The organism is Kitasatospora sp. NPDC093558 (assembly GCF_040683475.1).
In the GTDB taxonomy this organism is placed as follows: Bacteria; Actinomycetota; Actinomycetes; order Streptomycetales; family Streptomycetaceae; genus Kitasatospora.
In genome coordinates this window covers 22,597-38,224 of record NZ_JBFBDY010000016.1, presented here as the reverse complement: position 1 = coordinate 38,224, position 15,628 = coordinate 22,597, and the positions used below count along the sequence as shown (strand labels likewise).

Below are 15,628 nucleotides of genomic sequence, written 5' to 3'. Positions count from 1 at the left end.
TCTCCGTCGGCGCCGGCGTCCCGCCGGGGGGGGGGGGGGGTGTGCCCCCCCGCGGCCGTACTGCCCGTACCCTCGGCCGCGCCGGTCCTGCCCGACGGCTGCATGGACCTGCTGTGGACGGACGGCCGCCTGCTCGTCGCGGGCCCGGACACCCGCGCCTTCCGCCCGGGGCCCGGGCTCGCGGGCCCTTGGGCCGGCGTCCGCTTCTACCCCGGCACGGCCCCCGCGCTGCTCGGCGTCCCCGCGCACGAACTGCGGGACCGGCGCGTCGACCTGGCCGACCTCCGCCCCGCCGCCGAGGTGCGGCGCCTCACCGCCCGCATCGACGCGGCCCCCGACCCGGCCGTCGCGCTGGAGGACCTCGCCCTGCGCCTCGCGGCCGACGCCGGGCCCGCGGACCGGCTGCTGCGCGCCGTCGTCGAGTCCCTGGCGGCCGGCCGTTCCGTCACGGCGACCGCCGACCACGTCGGCCTCGGCGAACGGCAGCTGCACCGCCGCTCGTTGACCGCCTTCGGCTACGGCCCGAAGACCCTCGCCCGCATCCTCCGCCTCCAGCGCGCCCTCGCCCTGGCCCGCTCCGGCGTCCCCTTCGCGGACACGGCGGCCCGGACGGGCTTCGCCGACCAAGCCCATCTGGCGCGCGACGTACGGGAGTTGACCGGGATGCCGCTGACCGGCCTGCTCCGCCGCTAGTCCGCTATCGGCCCGTCGGCAGCACGGCGAGCAGGTCGACGCCGTTGCCGTCGGGGTCGTGCACGGTGGCGTACCGCTGCCCCCAGAAGGCGTCGAACGGCTTCAACTCCCCGTGGTACCCGGCCTCGACGAGTTCCTCGTACACCGCGTCGACGTGCGCGGGGCTCTCGCAGCGGAACGCGAGCCCGGTCCGGCCGCCTCCGGTCGGCGGGCGCCAATCCGGGTGGAACGAACGGATGGTGGACTCGGCGTCGAGCACCAGGAGCAGTCCGCCCGGCAACTCGGCCTCGACGTGCGGCGCGTGCTCGGCCCCGTCGGGGAACGCGAGCCCGAGCCGCCGGTAGAAGGCGACCGAGGCGGCCATGTCGGAGACGGCGATGCCGACGAACGCGAACCGTGGTGCGGGCGTGCTGGTCTTGCTGGTCGTGCTGTTCTCGCTGCTCTTGCTGTTCATGCCCGTCACGCTAGGCGGCGGCGCGGGCACCCGTCTTGAAGAAAACGGACACCCCGCGTTCGGCTATGCGGCGCCCGAGCGCAGCGTGATCACGGTGATCTCGCTGGGGGCGAAGACCCGGAAGGGCGGCCCCCAGAAACCCGCGCCCCGGCTGGTGTAGAGCTGGGTGCGCTCCCCGTGCCGGCTCAGGCCGTGCACCACCGGCTGGTCGATCCGGACGAGGAAGTTGAACGGCCAGATCTGGCCGCCGTGGGTGTGCCCGGAGACCTGCAGGTCGACGCCGGCGGCCGCGGCCTGCGGGACGTACTTGGGCTGGTGGGCGACCAGCAGGACCGGCAGGTCGGGGTCCGCCCCCGCCAGCGCGCCGGTCAGGTTCGCGCGGTGCCCGGCCAGGCCGGAGGACTCCGCGGTCACGTCGTCCACGCCGGCGAGCACGAGGGCGTCCCCGCCGCGCTCCACCACGACGTGCCGGTTGTGCAGCGGCTCCCAGCCGAGCTCCGCCATGCGGTCCAGCCAGCCCTGGGCCTCCCCGCCGTACTCGTGGTTGCCCGTGACGTAGACCCTGGCCAGCTTCGACCGGATCGTCCCGAGCGGCGCGGACTGCTCCCGGCGCTGGGCCGGGGTGCCGTCGGCGATGTCCCCGGCGTGGACCACGACGTCCGCGTCGAGCGCGTTGACGGCCTCGGCCACCCGCGCCGACCAGCCCGCGCGGTCGATCGGCCCGTAGTGGGTGTCGGCCAGCACCACGACCCGCGTCCCGTCCAGGCCCCCGCCGAGCCGCGGGACGTGGACGTCCAGCCGCTTCACCCGGGGAACGCGCATCGCCTCGTAGTGCCCCCAGCCCAGCAGCCCGGCCGACACCACGGCCACGGCCAGGGCCACGATCCTGGCCCGCGGGGCTCCGCCGACGTCCAGCCCGCCAAGGACGAGGTTCACCAGCCCACCCAGCACCGACCAGGTCCACAGCACCCAGACGACGCCGAGGCTGGTGTCCGCGACCCGGGCGGCCAGGTCGGCCTGCCGCGACCCGTGGCCCGCGACCATCAGGAAGGGGAAGCCCACCAGCCAGGCGGCGAAGACCCCGGCACCGGCCAGGACGACCGGGAGCGGCCAGTCGGCCCCGGACCCGAACAGCGTCCACCAGGGCGGCAGGCACAGAACGAGGAGCACGAGAACGACCACAGTCAGCCGCCGCCATCGCCCCCGACGCCTCCCCTGCCGCCGCCCACCCGGAGCCTCAGCCCGGGCGGGCCCCTCCACCGGCCCGACGGATCCACTCTCGACCACCACTGCGCCGCCCCTCACGTCTCTGCTGTTCATACGGTCGCACGGCGCCCGGTGCAGACGCTCCGGCCGCCGTCAGCCCCGAGCGCGAACCTCCCGCCACCGTGCGGCGGTGGTCTCGCTCACCGTGTAGTAGAACTCGGACTTGAACTCGGCGCCCTCACTGGGAGCCTCCACCCAGGTCATCGGCCAGTTCCGCCGGCCGTAGTGCTTGTGCACGACCCGCGTGAACGCGGACAGGACACCCCGCAAGCGCTTCCGGTCCACCTCGAGCAGCTCCACGAGCGACGTGTAACTCACGCGCCCGCCAGGCTGCTTGGCCAGGATGTCCAGCACACCGGTGACCACCTGCACGGAGTCCAGCGCGTCCTCCGTCAGCCTGCGCAGGTCCTGCACGCTCCACTCCACGAAGGGCCACTCGCCGTCCTCCAGCGGAGTGGTGATGCCTTCCGCCGCCGGTGCCGCCGTGATGCCGGCGAGCTCCGCGAGCAGCGCGTACACCTGCGTGACGTGCTGACTCGGCACCGGCACCGAGATGAACTGCTGCTGCTCCTGTGACATGCCATTCCCTCCCCAGCGAGTCCGCCGTCTGGCGGATGGCTGATACTTGCACGCCACGTATCGATCTGTCTATGAGTCAGATGAAGACTTGGCTGGACTCTTAGTCCATCCAAGTCTCCGCGTCTTGCATTCACGGCCGTGAACCGGACGGCCGCGCCCGCCACCGCGGCGACCCCGGAGGCCGACATCCGCGGCATCCGGTAGGGCCCGTACAGCCGGCTCGCCACAATGATCTGACTGATCATCAAACTCAGTGTTTTCGTGGGTTGTTGTGTAGCCTCACCGCACGTCACTGCACGTCCACCCGACGTGCGGTCGGACCGCGCGCGGACGAGGGCGTCGAGCACCGTCCCCGCCCCGAGAGGAGCATCGCCGTCTCCGAGAACACCGCCGATCCCGTCCACGCCGCGTGCGTGGGAAGGATCAAGCCGTGCCGGCTGATCAGGCTGGAGCAGCACGTCGATCCACGCGGCACCCTCTCCGTGGTCGAGTCCGGCACGACCACGGACTTCGCCATCCAGCGCGTCTACTACATGTACGGGCAGCCGGAGTCGTCGCCGCCCCGCGGCATGCACGGGCACCGCACCCTGGAGCAGGTGGTGATCGCCGCGCACGGCGGTTTCTCGGTCGGCCTGGACGACGGCTTCCACCGCACGGCGTACCGGCTGGACGAGCCGGGCGTGGGGCTCTACATCGGGCCGATGGTGTGGCGCGTGCTCCAGGACTTCGCCCCCGCGTCCGTCGCCCTCGTCCTCGCCTCGCGGCACTACGAGGAGTCGGACTACTACCGCGACTACGACGCCTTCCTCCGCGACGCCCGGAGCCTGCCGTGAACGTTCCCTTCCTCGACCTCGGCGCGGCCTACCGGGAGTTGCGGGCCGACCTCGACGCGGCCGTGCGCCGGGTGGCCGCCTCCGGCCGCTACCTCCTCGGAGCCGAACTGGAGGCGTTCGAGGCGGAGTTCGCGGCGTACTGCGGCAACGACCACTGCGTGGGGGTCGGCAGCGGCAGTGCCGCACTGGAGCTGGCGCTGCGCGCGCTGGGCATCGGACCCGGCGACGAGGTGGTGGTGCCCGCACACACCTACATCGCCACCTGGCTGGCCGTGTCCGCCGTCGGGGCCAGGCCGGTGCCCGTCGATCCGACGCCGGACGGGCTGTCCCTGGACCCGGCCCTCGTCGAGGCGGCGCTCACCCCCAGGACCAGGGCCGTGATGCCGGTGCACCTGTACGGGCATCCGGCCGATCTGGACCCGCTGCTGGCGATCGCCCGACGGCACGCCCTGGCCGTCGTCGAGGACGCCGCGCAGGCGCACGGCGCCCGCTACCGGGGCCGCCGGATCGGATCGGGCCACGTGGTCGCGTTCAGCTTCTACCCGGGCAAGAACCTGGGCGCCATGGGCGACGCCGGAGCGGTCGTCACCCGGGACGCCGCCCTGGCGGACCGCGTCCGGCTGCTGCGCAACTACGGCTCCCGGGAGAAGTACCGGCACGAGGTACGGGCCACCAACTCCCGGCTCGACGAGATCCAGGCCGCCGTCCTGCGCGCCAAACTGCCGCACCTGGACGCCTGGAACGCCCGCCGGGCCCGCACCGCCGAGCGCTACACCCGTGCCCTCGGCCACCTCCCGCAGCTCGCCGTCCCCGCCACCGCCCCCTGGGCCGATCCGGTGTGGCACCTCTACGTGATCCGCTGCGCGGAACGCGACGAACTGCGCCGTCGGCTGGAGCGGGCCGGGGTGGAGACCCTGATGCACTACCCCGTGCCACCGCACCGGTCGCCGGCCTACGCCGACGACCCGGCCGCCGGTCCGCCCGGCACCCACCCGCGCAGCGAACACCTGGCAGCGGCGGGCCTCAGCCTCCCCCTCGGGCCCCACCTCGGCGACGACGCGGCCGGCGCGGTGGTGGAGGCCGTCGAGACGGCGGCCGCGGGGCTGCGACCGTACGAAGCCCCCGAGAAGGGATCACCGCCGCATGGATGACCGCCCTGCCGCAGTGCCGCCGGAGATCGTCCGGCTGCCCCGGTACACCCGCGCCGACCAGGACGAGATCTTCGGCCCCGGCGACGACCCCTACAGCGTCGGCGACCTCGGGCTGACCTTCCGGCCCAAGGAGATCCACTTCGGCATCCGGGCCGCCGACCACCGGCTCGTCGCCCACATCGGCCTGGTGCCCGTCCCGCTCAGCGTCGGCGACACCGAGCTCGCAGCCGTCGGCCTCGGCGGCCTCGCCGTCGCCCCCGGCAGACGCGACGGCACCCTCGCGCGGGCCCTGCTCGACGCCGCGTTCGACCATGCCCGCGAGCTCGGCTCCGCGCACGCGCTGGCCTTCTGCCGCCCGAGGCTCGTCCCCTACTACGAACGGCGGGGCTTCCACGAGCTGACCACCGAGGTGACGGTGGAACAACCCGGAGCCCGGCTCGTGGTGATGCCCCTGCGCACGATCTGGGCCCCACTGCACCCCGGCACCACGTGGCCCCCGGGCGCAGTCCGGCTGCACTCGCTCCCGATCTAGGCGTCCTTGGAGGTTGGTGAGGGTGTTCACGGTCGGGTGGTCGTGAATTGAGTGAGGGCCTGGCTCGTCGGCCCGGCCGGGCGGTCAGGCGGTCAGTGCCGCGAACTCCGCGTTGGCGCGCTCGGTGACCAGGGCGAGGACGCGGCCGGCGGCGGCCAGGTCCTCGGCGGGGATCCCGCCCCAGACGCGGGCGGTGACGGGGGCGGTGTCCGCGCCGACGGCGGCGAGCAGTTCGCGTCCGGAGTCGGTGGGGTGAAGGTGCGTGCCGTCCGCGACGAGCAGCTGCTTGGCCAGCAACTCGTCGAGGGTGGTGCGGATGTCGGCCGGATCGGCCTTGAGGGTGCCCCGGATCTGGGCGACGAGGGTGTCCGCCGTCTGCGGGGCGTCGGCCGTGATGGCGGCGCGCAGGGCGACCTGCTGCTGGAACGTGAGGCCGTGCCGGCCCAGGACGAGCTCCAGGACGCCGCGGGCGGCGTAGTGGGCGAGCCCGAGGGCGCGGGCGTCGGCGAGGGGTGCGGTGGTGGCGGCTGCGGTGCTGGTCATGGCGTTGTCCCCTTGGTGCTCTCGGTGTTCGGTACGGATGGAGCGAGAGGTGCGTCGAGCAGGGTCGTCAGCTCCTCGGTGAACGCGCGTGTCCGCGGGTCGTCGAGGCCGCCGAGCGGCTCCAGCAACTGCTGGAGTAGGTCCTGGACCACCCCGATGGCCTGCCGCGTGACGGCCTGGCCCTGCTCGGTGAGCGCGAGCTGTACGGCGCGCGGGTCGCGCGGGTCGCGGGTGCGCTCGATCAGGCCGGCCGACTCCAGGGCGCGCGCCAGCTTGGAGACGTACAGCGCCTCCAGGCCGGCGTGCTCGGCGAGTCGGCGCTGACTGGGCCGCTCGTCGGCGCGTTGCATGCCGTACAGCGACGCGACCACCGAGTACTGCGCGTGGGTGAGGCCCAGTGGAGCCACCGCGCGATCGACTGCGACGCGCCACTTGTTGGCGAGTCGCCATACCAGGAAGCCGGGCGTGGGGCCCGGTGAACCCTTGCTCATGGCAATAGAGTACATGGCGATTATGTCCATGGCTACTATCTGCGCCGCCATCCGCATGCGTCCCGCTTGGACAAATGTCTTGTACAAGCGTCTGACTCTGGCGTACTGTCAGTGCAGCTTCAGACCTGACCTGGGGGGATTCCCATGAAGAACACGAACGTCCTGATCTCCGGCGCCGGCATCGCGGGTACGGCCCTGGCCTACTGGCTGCGCCGCCACGGTTTCACCCCCACGGTGGTGGAGCGGGCCTCCGGGATCCGGGAGGGCGGGTACAAGGTCGACATCCGTGGTGCGGCGCTGGAGGTGGTCCGGCGCATGGGCGTCCTGGACGAGATCCGCCGGCTGCGCACCGACGTGAGAGCGGGGTCCGTGGTCGACGCCACCGGCAAGCGGGTGGCGAGCATGGACGGCGACACCTTCGGCGGGCGCGTCCACGGCGACGCCGAGATCCTGCGCGGCGACCTGAACCGCATCCTGTACGAGCTGACCAAGGACGACGTCGAGTACCTCTTCGACGACTCCATCGCCTCGCTCACCGACGGCTCCGACGGAGTGAAGGTCACCTTCGACAGCGGCCGCACCGAGGTCTTCGACCTCGTCATCGGCGCCGACGGGCTGCACTCCCGGACCCGCGGCCTGGCCTTCGGCCCGGAGAGCCGGTACGTCCGCGACCTCGGCCACTACATCTCGATCTTCAGCGTCCCCAACCGGCTGGACCTGGACCGCGAGGAGCTCACCTACGTCGGCGCCGGCCGCACGGTACTGACCTACAGCACCGCCCGCGACACCGGAGCCAAGGCGATGTTCCTCTTCGCCTCCGACCCCCTGACCTACGACCACCGCGACCGCGCCGAGCAGCAGCGCCTGCTCGCCAACGCCTACGCCGGAGAGGGCTGGGAGGTCCCCGGCCTCCTCGAAGGCATGGCGAGCGCCCCCGACTTCTACTTCGACTCGCTCAGCCAGGTCCACATGGACCGCTGGTCCCAGGGCCGCGTGGCCCTGGTCGGAGACGCCGCCTGCTGCGCCTCCCCCGCCTCGGGGCAGGGGACCAGCCTCGCGCTGGTCGCCGCCTACGTCCTGGCGGGGGAGCTGGCCGCGGCCGGCGGCGAGTACGAGGCCGGATTCGCCGGCTACGAACGGCAGTTGCGGCCCTTCGCCGAGCAGAACCAGAGGCTCGGGCCGGCCAACGTCAAGCGGATGGTCATGCGCACCAGCGGCCAGGTCCGGTTCTCGATGGTGATGCTCTCGCTGATGGCGCGGCTGCCCGGCAAGGAGCGCATCATGGCCAAGCTCATCGAGCCCATCCACAAGGCGGCCACCGCCATCACCCTCGCCGAGTACTGAGCAACTCCGCCACCGCAGCCACTTGTCGGCTAGGGCCTGCGGGTGAAGGAGCGGCGGTAGGCGCGGGGCGGCACTCCCCGGCGGCGCACGAACTGTTCGCGCAGGACGGCCGCGCTCCCGTATCCGACCCGGTGGGCGATCTCCTCGACCGGCAGGTCCGTGGTTTCGAGGAGTTCCTCGGCGCTGCTCAGCCGCAGGCCCCGCAGCCAGGCGTGCGGGGTGGTGCCGGTCGCGGCGGCGAAGCGGCGGGCGAAGGAGCGCTTGCTCATCACGGCGCGCCGGGCCAATTCCTCGACGGGAAGCGGCTCGTGGAGGTGTTCGCGGGCCCAGGCGAGGACGTCGGCGAGACGCTCGTCCTGGCAGTCCTCGGGGACGGGGGCGGCCAGGTACTGGGCCTGTCCGCCGTCGCGGTGCGAGGGCAGGACCATGTCCCGGGCGACGGCGTTGGCCATCGCGGCCCCGTACTCCCGCCGCAGCAGGTGCAGGCAGAGGTCGAAGCCCGCGGCGGCCCCCGCGCCCGTGATGATCCGTCCCTCGTCGACGTACAGGGCGTCGGGGTCGACGGTGACGTTCGGGTGGCGGCGGGCCAGCAGGCCGGCGAACCGCCAGTGGGTGGTGGCGCGCCGGGCGTCGAGCAGTCCGGCGGCGGCGAGGGCGAACGTGCCGACGCAGTGGGCCGCGACCAGCGCGCCGCGCTCGTGCGCGGCCGACAGGGCGTCGAGGACGGCGGGCGGCGGTGGCGTGCGGAAGCCGGCCCAGGGCAGGGCGATCACCAGGTCGGCGGCGGCCAGCCGGTCCAGGCCGTCCGTAATGGTCAGCGGCACGCCGAGGTCGGTGGGTACCTGCCCGGGCCGGTCGGTGCACAGGGCGAAGTCGAAGCCGGGCAGCCCCTCCCCGTGCGGGCCGAACACCTCGGCGACGACGCCGACCGCGAGCATCCCGACACCGGCGGGGGCGTAGGCGGCAACGGTCGCGAACGGAGGCATGCGCGCAGTGTGGCACGTTTCCTGCGATCAGTGGCAGCACGGCCACTCGTGGGGGAACGGCCTGCCCGGAAGGATTGCGGCCATGACAGACGCACCCGTCGGCCGTAGCGCCGTGTACACCGTTCTGACCACCGGTTACGTCGGTTCCACCGGCCCCGGAGTCGCCGCCACCGTCTCGTACGTCTCGGACGCCGGCCGGCATGTGATCTTCGACCCGGGCATGGTGGCCGACCGCGACGACATCCTCGGCCCGCTCGCCGAACTGGGGCTCGGCCCCGACGACATCACCGACGTGGTGCTCAGCCACCACCACCCGGACAACACCATGAACGTCGGCCTGTTCGGCCGGGCGCGGGTCCACGACCACAAGGTGGAGTACCTGGGCGACCAGTGGACGAACCGGGACGCGGAGGGCCACGAGCTGACCCCGTCGCTGCGCCTGATCCGCACTCCGGGACACAGCGCCGAGGACATCACCCTGCTGGCCGGGACGGAGTCGGGCGTCGTGGCGTTCGCCGGCGACCTGTGGTGGCACGCAGCCGGCCCGGCGGACGATCCCGTAGCCCCCGACCGTGAGGTCCTGCGCGCCTCCCGCCTGCGCGTGCTGGCCGCCGCAGACCTGATCGTGCCCGGCCACGGCACGCCCTTCCCGGCCGACGCCAACGCACCGCGCTGACCCCGGCCCGCGCCAACCACCCCGCGCGGGGCCTCGGCCGCTGAGACCGGAGCGCTGGGGTGTCCGCTCCTCGCGTCCCGGGTTACGAGGGCATCACTCCGTGGATGCGGGAGAGGGTGAACACACGGTTGTCGTTCCGCAGGTGGCACCACGCGTGGAGGTAGGGGGCATCCAGTTCGAGTTGGCTGAGCGTGCGGACGGTCGTGTTGCCCGAGGCGGCCACGTATTCGATCGTGACGGCCTGGCCCTCGTTGACGGCATGGGCCAACTGGCGGACGTCGGTGAAGGAGAGGCCGCGCGCGTACCCGGCGATGATCTCCTCGGTGTCACTGTCGTAGGGGCGGCCGTCGTACGGGTCGGGCTCGGGAACGTCCTGCGGCGCGCCCCGCAGACGAGTGGCGAGGGCGCGCAGGTCGACGGCGGTCCGAACGTCTGCGGCGCGCTCGTCCGTCCGCTGCGTGCGGGACCTGCCACCTGAGAGGCGCGGGGGTGGGACCGGGCTCGCCGCGCGGGGGCGTTGGGCCCGCTCGATGCGGACGGACCCGTCGGGTTTCTCGGCGACGGGGGCGTAGCCCGCGGACCGCAGTGCCGCGAGCGTCTTGTCCAGTGGGGTCCGGCTGATCAGCACCGTCGGTGCCAGCAACCGCAGGCCGAGCTGAGTGAGCTTGCGGTGCGCGGCCAGTTCGGCGAGGAGGGCGGGCTCCTCACCGTGGATCACACAGGCAGCGGAGACGACGCGCACCCGACCGTGGCTGCGCGCGGTGTCCTGGATCAGGTACGAGAGCGGTTGGGGAAGCGGCTCGACGGCGACGGCGGCCAGGTCGGCGGTGAGGGCGTCGGGGGTGAGGCCGGCGTCGAGGGCGCGGCGGACACTTCTCGGGCTGAACCGCCACACGGAGGCCGCACCGGCGGTCTCCCGGTCCGCAACGGAGTCCAGCACTGCGAGGAGGTGCGCCGACGGCGTGCCGGCGACCACGGCCGTGAGATCACTGCCGAAGCGGGCGGTCACGCTGGCGGCGGGCAGCAGCCGCCGGCAGGCGTCGGTGAGGGCTTCGGTGTCGTCGGCGAGCAGGGCGGCCCCGATCGGGGACACGGCTCCGAGAGCGAGTGCGCCGAGCAGTTCCGCCTCCCGGATCAAGGTGGCGAACGGTACGGCGTCCTGCGGGAGTTCGTCGGAGAGCGGGCGGAGCCACACGAGCAGCGCCCCCAGGTCCGCCGAGTTCACCGCGCCCTCGCCGGCCGGGAGCTGCGACGCGGCCGTGAGCAGCCCGTGCCGGGCCTGCACGCAGCCGCCGCAGGGCGGTGCCCCGGCGAGTGCCGGCAGAGCCTTCCCGTCCTCGTCGCGGCTCCCGCCAGGGGTCAGCGGGAGCGCCCACCACGCCCGGAGCAGCACGGCGAGTTGGTCGGCCGGTTCCTGCTCGGTCCAGGTGTCGTAGGACGCGGTCGCCGTGACCCGGTCGCCGTCCCGGGCCAGCAGCCCGGCCGCGCTCGCCGCCTCCAGCACGAGGCGTACCGGGAGCTCGTCGCACTGCGCCGCCTTGCCGATCCGGGACAGCTCCCGGGCGCCGATCCCGCCGGCCTTCAACCGGGCCGGAGGAGCGGTGGCGCACACCCCGAGGACGGACACGGCGTGGGCGGCGAACGCCATCGAGGCGGCCGCGGCTTCCCGGTCGATGTCCGAGGCGGTGGCAGGCACCGACCGCACAGTGGGCGGGACGGGTGTGAACGGGGCGTGCCAGTCGGAGCCGCGCAGTGCGAGTGCCACTTCCGCGGGCATGCGGGCCGGCCCGTACCGGTGGCGGCCCCGGATCAGCAGCCCGCGCTCCAGCGCCCATTGTTCGCCGGGCTGGGAGTCGGCCTGCGGAGTCCCGAACATGATGAAGCTCGGGCGCTCCGGAACCTCACGTGCCCGCCGCTCAAGGAGTCTCCGGGTGGCTGCGGGCGCCTTGGCCACCAGCGCCGCGACCCGAGCCGGATCGCTGTGGTGGTCGACCAGCGCCGCCAGCCGCATCTCTTTTCTGTTGGCGGCGGGTTTGACGTCGAGTTTCGCCAGCACGCGGCCCAGTTCGTCGGAGTTCGAGCCTGCGAGCAGTTGCACGAGCGGTGCGTCGAGTCCCAGGGGTGAGCCCCACGCGTTCCGCAGCGGCGCCGCCATGTGCAGCAGCCCGCCGGCGGCCGGCCACACCAGGGCGCGGTCGGCCAGCGCTTCCAGGACGGCATCCAATCCGTGGGCACGGTCACCGTGCGTCGCGTCCAGGAGGCGCGCCAGATCATCCCGTGACACGTGCGTCAGCGCGGCGACGGCCTCCGCCACCTGCAGGCAGGGCAGTGCGAGTCGGGGCAGGGCCAACGCGACGGACGCCGGGCGCTGGAGGCGGTCGGCCAGTTCACCGACCGACCGCGGCTCCGGAGCCGACACGGCGTCCGGGCGTGCCGCCAGGACCCGCTCCAACTCCACCGCTTCCAGACCGCGCAGCCATACGGCCAGTGCTGATCCGCTCTTCTTGCTGATGGGGCACCTCACCACGTAGGAGGACATCCATGGCCTGCCGGACCAGCCGGGACCACAAGGATGACGTACCAAACGGGGTAGGACGCGACGAAGGCCCGGGCCACTGAGCGGTCCGGGCCCTGCCTATCTGTCCCAGGGGGTCGGGCGGATCTCGAAGCCCACGAGCCCCTCGGGCTTCTCCTCGTGGACGCGGACCCGGTCCACCACGGCCGCGTACGGGCCGTGGTGTGCCCACGCGACCAGCTGTTCGACGGCTGTGGCCTCGCCCTCGAACACGGCCTCGACCGTTCCGTCGGGGAGGTTGCGTACCCATCCGGCCACGCCGTGCTCCCTCGCCGCGGTCCGGCAGGTGTCACGGAAGTACACGCCCTGGACTTCACCGGAGACGATCAGTCGATTGCGGATCATGCCTGCCTCGCCGTCAGGGTACGCGTACACGTCGGCCTCATCCGACCAGGCTTCGGCGACCCTCGCCACCCGGGCGGCTTCTGGTCGCCGGTGCAGATCTCGCGATCCACATCAGGCCGGGAGGCCCTCACTCATTTCGGGATCACCACACGGTGGACCCCGTCGCCGACCTCTGTGGTCAGTGCGGCCGGCTGCCGGAGGCCCCGCCCTCGGCATGCTCCACCAGTACATCGGCAACATCCGCCGCCAGCAGGAAGGGCAGGTGCCGGTTCACCTGGTCCTCGTGGTCGCGGTAACGGGCGAACGGCAGCAGGGACGCCAACAGCGCCCACTGGTACTCGGCCTCGCCGAACGGCCAGTTCTTCTGCTCGCAGCCTTTGAGGATGGCGCGCAGCTTCGCGATGCACAGCAGCACCCGCCGCACGTCCGGGTCCGTGTCGCGCGGGATGTCCGGCTCCCACATGGCCGTGCCGCTCAGCGATCCGACGAACCAGGAACGCACCTGGAGGAGTTGCTCATGGCTCCAGGAGAACGTCCGTGACCACAGGGCGGATTCGAGGCGGGCGAAGTCCTTGCAGATGTGCCCCTGGTGGGTGGTCTCGAAGTCGATGACGTAGAGATCGGGACGTTGGCCGTCCGGTCCGCTGGCCAGGACGTTCTCGCCGTGCAGGTCGCCGTGGCAGATGCAGGTCAAGTAGGAGGCAGTCGTCACGCCGTAACGCCGGTCGTACAGGAGTCGTTCGAAGAGGGCGTCGGTTCCGGCGTCCCGCTCGCCGAGCTCTGCCATGTGGGCGACCAGCCACAGCGGGTTCGTGACGGACTCGTAGCCCGGGTCGACGGCGAACGGGCTGGAGCCGAGCGCGGAGTTCTCCAGCAGATGCCCAAGTCTGCGGTGCTGCCAGGGCAGTCCGCCGTCGATGCCGAAGATGTCGGCGACCTCGGGCAGCCTGAAGTGTTCCAGCTCGGACTCCGCGTTCTTGCCCGGCGCGTAGCTGGTCAGCTCGAAAGCGACCGGACGCAGGGCCGGATACTCCCCCCGCAGGTCGCCGATGGTCCGCTGGGCCTGGCTGAGCCACGGGCCGAGCGCGTCCATGAAGACTTCCTCGATGACCGGCTGGAGCGCGTCCGGGTCCGCGGTGCGCAGCCAGTCCCGCAGTGTCTTCGGTTCGTCGCGGTGCCGGAAGACGTAGGAGGTGAAGATGCCTTGGTAGGGATCGCCATTGCTGCTGTTGGCGATGGTGGTGCTGCCCACGACACACTTGCTCGCCCGGTAGACCGGCCGCAGATAGGCTTCCGCGAACCGGTCGAAGTTCTCCTTCTCCCTGCGCACCTTGGCCGCTTCGTCGATCTTCAGCACACCGACCGGGCCGAAGCTGTCGAGGGCGAGGAAGGTCGGCACGGGCCGTCCGGCGAACAGCGCGCCCTGGACCATGGTCCCCTGCGGGCCCGGGGCCAGCTCGGCGGCGATGCCCTGGAGCAGTCGGTTCGAGACCTGTACGGACGCGTCCTGGTCGCCCGTGGACAGCAGGCCGGCGGTCGTGGCGGCACCGGACCCCCAGGGGTTCTTGGCGACCCGCACCATCCGGATCGTGGCCAGCATGTCCCGGCCCGCCTTGCGCCAGAAGGCGAGCGACTCCTGCCGCTCCTCCGGGGTCCCGTAGTAGCGGGAGGAGCCCGTGGAGGAGTACAGCAGGTCGAGCAGGCGGTCCAGCTGGTCAACCTTCCAGCTGGACAGCTTGAGCAGGGTGAGTGCGACGCTGCTGCGGTGCCGGCTCTCCTCGGTCCAGCGCTCGAGGACTCGGGCCGCCCAGTATTCGGGGTAGATGTGCCGGTCGGAGAACCTGGGGTCCTGGATCAGCTCGTTGAAGCGCAACTCCTTGGGAGCGGTCGGGTCGGGGCCGCCCACGAGGAGGTGGATGCCGACGGCGTGCCGCAGCCAGCTGTAGACGTGCTGTACGCGGTTCAGCTCGGTGTCGCGCAGCTCGCCGAGCGCCAACAGCACCGCCGTCTCGGTGACATCCAGCAGTTGTTCGCGCTTGGCCTCGTGGTACCGGTAGGAGATCTGGATGAGCTGGAGATAGCCGAGGATGTCGGCGAGGGTCTGGTAGCCGCTGGAGTGCCAGTGGCCTTCCATGGCGTAGTTCCAGAGCGCGCTGGCCAGCCAGTGCCGACGCAGCGTTTGGACGTCGACCACGGTGTCGCCCTTGGCGTACGACAGCATCTCCGAACGGCAGGTGCCGCGTGCGTCCTTGGCCCGCTGGTGCAGTGCCTGGGCGTCATCACCGGGCACGGAGGCGAAGGCGAGAAGGCCGGGCAGCTCCTGCAGGTCCTCGTCAAGGATGGGGAGGAGCGACTCGGAGGGGACGGAGGCGTGTCGTGCGAACAGCTCGGTGATGCGCACTCCCAGCTCCGCCGCCAGCTGCCGGATCATGTCCTCGTCGGGCTCGGCGGACCGCCAGTCGCCGAGGAGCGTGTCCCAGTCACGGGTCGGGTTCATCTGCGAGGGGAACCGGGAGCCCGTGATGCCGCCGGTGGCCGTCTCACCCCCGGTGACCGCCGAGACCGCGACGCCACCCCCGGCAGCCACGGCGTTCACCGTCGCTGCCGTCGCGGTGGTGGCGCCGCCTTCGGATGCCGGGGCCGGGACGACTGCCGCCGCGACAGCGGAGACCGCCACGGCGGGGCCGTCTCCGGTGCCCGCAGCCGGGGCCTGTTGCGGCAGCGGGCCGGCAGAGGCCGGACCCGGACCCGCTCCGGAGCCTGGTGCCGGTCCGGTACCCGCCGCCTGGACGAGCACCGGACCGAGCTTCGCCAGCCGCTCCCGGCAGTGCTCGATCGTCGGCGTGTACCTGCCGTCGTCGTTCCGCTCGGATTCCAGGAGAAAGACGGCGAGTTCCAGCAACCCGCGCGCCCGCGCGACGTCCGTTTGCATGTAGTAATCGGCCACGGTCGACGCGCCGTTCGCGATGAGGTACCTGGGAACGTACGGGTTTCCACGTGCGAGTTGCTCGCGCGCCTTGAGCAGACCCTCGCGCGCCTTGCGCAGGTGCATCTCCCGCGACGGCTCTGCCTGGATCGCGTCGTCCAGCGCCCGCTCCAGCATGTCCATGGAGTGCAGGAGAATTTCCGTGGTCACATCGCCGGCCATTGATGCCCCCTC

At 72.3% G+C, this 15,628-nt stretch carries 15 protein-coding genes; 6 read left to right on the top strand and 9 right to left on the bottom strand.

The features are described 5' to 3' along the window. Positions 1-39: 39 nt before the first annotated feature. Complete coding sequence (locus AB0O00_RS03840) at positions 40-693, top strand: helix-turn-helix transcriptional regulator (protein WP_363648484.1); 654 nt, start codon at positions 40-42, stop codon at positions 691-693. A 4-nt stretch (positions 694-697) separates the two neighbouring features. Here AB0O00_RS03840 and AB0O00_RS03835 read toward each other — a convergent pair whose 3' ends face one another. The 3 genes from AB0O00_RS03835 to AB0O00_RS03825 form a co-directional block, all read right to left on the bottom strand. Then, on the bottom strand, positions 698-1,147 hold the full coding sequence (locus tag AB0O00_RS03835) for a VOC family protein (RefSeq protein ID WP_363648483.1): 450 nt from the start codon (positions 1,145-1,147) through the stop codon (positions 698-700). A gap of 63 nt (positions 1,148-1,210) precedes the next feature. Beyond that, on the bottom strand, positions 1,211-2,407 hold the full coding sequence (locus AB0O00_RS03830) for a metallophosphoesterase (protein WP_363648485.1): 1,197 nt from the start codon (positions 2,405-2,407) through the stop codon (positions 1,211-1,213). Between the two features lie 99 nt (positions 2,408-2,506). Continuing rightward, positions 2,507-2,992, bottom strand: coding sequence for a hypothetical protein (locus AB0O00_RS03825; protein WP_363648482.1), 486 nt, complete (start codon positions 2,990-2,992; stop codon positions 2,507-2,509). Positions 2,993-3,405: 413 nt separating this feature from the next. On the opposite strand from AB0O00_RS03825, the gene AB0O00_RS03820 reads away from it, so the two are divergent. From AB0O00_RS03820 to AB0O00_RS03810, 3 genes are read left to right on the top strand one after another with little or no spacing between them, the layout of a single operon-like run. Next, positions 3,406-3,825 (top strand): FdtA/QdtA family cupin domain-containing protein, encoded by a 420-nt coding sequence (locus tag AB0O00_RS03820; protein WP_363648481.1) that lies wholly within the window; start codon positions 3,406-3,408, stop codon positions 3,823-3,825. Beyond that, a complete protein-coding gene (locus AB0O00_RS03815) occupies positions 3,822-4,976 on the top strand; it encodes a DegT/DnrJ/EryC1/StrS family aminotransferase (protein WP_363648480.1) in 1,155 nt (384 codons plus the stop codon). The genes AB0O00_RS03820 and AB0O00_RS03815 overlap by 4 nt, the downstream gene beginning before the upstream one ends. After that, positions 4,969-5,508: a GNAT family N-acetyltransferase gene (locus AB0O00_RS03810; protein ID WP_363648479.1), complete on the top strand. Its 540-nt coding sequence runs from the start codon at positions 4,969-4,971 to the stop codon at positions 5,506-5,508. The genes AB0O00_RS03815 and AB0O00_RS03810 overlap by 8 nt, the downstream gene beginning before the upstream one ends. A gap of 84 nt (positions 5,509-5,592) precedes the next feature. Here AB0O00_RS03810 and AB0O00_RS03805 read toward each other — a convergent pair whose 3' ends face one another. After that, positions 5,593-6,051, bottom strand: coding sequence for a MarR family transcriptional regulator (locus tag AB0O00_RS03805; protein ID WP_363648478.1), 459 nt, complete (start codon positions 6,049-6,051; stop codon positions 5,593-5,595). Beyond that, positions 6,048-6,542, bottom strand: a complete 495-nt coding sequence (locus tag AB0O00_RS03800) for a MarR family transcriptional regulator (protein WP_363648477.1) — start codon at positions 6,540-6,542, stop codon at positions 6,048-6,050. Before AB0O00_RS03800 ends, AB0O00_RS03805 begins: the two co-directional genes overlap by 4 nt. A gap of 144 nt (positions 6,543-6,686) precedes the next feature. On the opposite strand from AB0O00_RS03800, the gene AB0O00_RS03795 reads away from it, so the two are divergent. Beyond that, on the top strand, positions 6,687-7,886 hold the full coding sequence (locus AB0O00_RS03795; RefSeq protein ID WP_363648476.1) for an FAD-dependent monooxygenase: 1,200 nt from the start codon (positions 6,687-6,689) through the stop codon (positions 7,884-7,886). A gap of 29 nt (positions 7,887-7,915) precedes the next feature. On the opposite strand, the gene AB0O00_RS03790 is transcribed toward AB0O00_RS03795, so the two are convergent. Beyond that, a complete protein-coding gene (locus tag AB0O00_RS03790) occupies positions 7,916-8,872 on the bottom strand; it encodes a helix-turn-helix domain-containing protein (protein ID WP_363648475.1) in 957 nt (318 codons plus the stop codon). A gap of 82 nt (positions 8,873-8,954) precedes the next feature. On the opposite strand from AB0O00_RS03790, the gene AB0O00_RS03785 reads away from it, so the two are divergent. Next, complete coding sequence (locus AB0O00_RS03785; RefSeq protein WP_363648474.1) at positions 8,955-9,548, top strand: MBL fold metallo-hydrolase; 594 nt, start codon at positions 8,955-8,957, stop codon at positions 9,546-9,548. Between the two features lie 82 nt (positions 9,549-9,630). Here the strand turns inward: AB0O00_RS03785 and AB0O00_RS03780 are convergent, their stop codons facing one another. The 3 genes from AB0O00_RS03780 to AB0O00_RS03770 form a co-directional block, all read right to left on the bottom strand. Beyond that, the gene (locus AB0O00_RS03780) at positions 9,631-12,072 is read right to left on the bottom strand and encodes a helicase C-terminal domain-containing protein (RefSeq protein ID WP_363648473.1); all 2,442 of its coding nucleotides are present in this window, start codon (positions 12,070-12,072) and stop codon (positions 9,631-9,633) included. Between the two features lie 111 nt (positions 12,073-12,183). Next, a complete protein-coding gene (locus tag AB0O00_RS03775; protein ID WP_363648472.1) occupies positions 12,184-12,468 on the bottom strand; it encodes an acylphosphatase in 285 nt (94 codons plus the stop codon). A gap of 178 nt (positions 12,469-12,646) precedes the next feature. After that, entirely contained in the window at positions 12,647-15,616 is a 2,970-nt protein-coding gene (locus tag AB0O00_RS03770; protein WP_363648471.1) for a phosphotransferase, read from the bottom strand. Positions 15,617-15,628 lie beyond the last annotated feature (12 nt).

Excerpts from the sequence above, each read along its gene's own strand:
- AB0O00_RS03790 (WP_363648475.1), bottom strand. The coding sequence starts at position 8,872 with ATGCCTCCGTTCGCGACCGTTGCCGCCTACGCCCCCGCCGGTGTCGGG.
- AB0O00_RS03775 (WP_363648472.1), bottom strand. The coding sequence starts at position 12,468 with ATGATCCGCAATCGACTGATCGTCTCCGGTGAAGTCCAGGGCGTGTAC.
- AB0O00_RS03810 (WP_363648479.1), top strand. The coding sequence starts at position 4,969 with ATGGATGACCGCCCTGCCGCAGTGCCGCCGGAGATCGTCCGGCTGCCC.
- AB0O00_RS03800 (WP_363648477.1), bottom strand. The coding sequence starts at position 6,542 with ATGAGCAAGGGTTCACCGGGCCCCACGCCCGGCTTCCTGGTATGGCGA.
- AB0O00_RS03770 (WP_363648471.1), bottom strand. The coding sequence starts at position 15,616 with ATGGCCGGCGATGTGACCACGGAAATTCTCCTGCACTCCATGGACATG.
- AB0O00_RS03835 (WP_363648483.1), bottom strand. The coding sequence starts at position 1,147 with ATGAACAGCAAGAGCAGCGAGAACAGCACGACCAGCAAGACCAGCACG.
- AB0O00_RS03825 (WP_363648482.1), bottom strand. The coding sequence starts at position 2,992 with ATGTCACAGGAGCAGCAGCAGTTCATCTCGGTGCCGGTGCCGAGTCAG.
- AB0O00_RS03795 (WP_363648476.1), top strand. The coding sequence starts at position 6,687 with ATGAAGAACACGAACGTCCTGATCTCCGGCGCCGGCATCGCGGGTACG.
- AB0O00_RS03805 (WP_363648478.1), bottom strand. The coding sequence starts at position 6,051 with ATGACCAGCACCGCAGCCGCCACCACCGCACCCCTCGCCGACGCCCGC.
- AB0O00_RS03785 (WP_363648474.1), top strand. The coding sequence starts at position 8,955 with ATGACAGACGCACCCGTCGGCCGTAGCGCCGTGTACACCGTTCTGACC.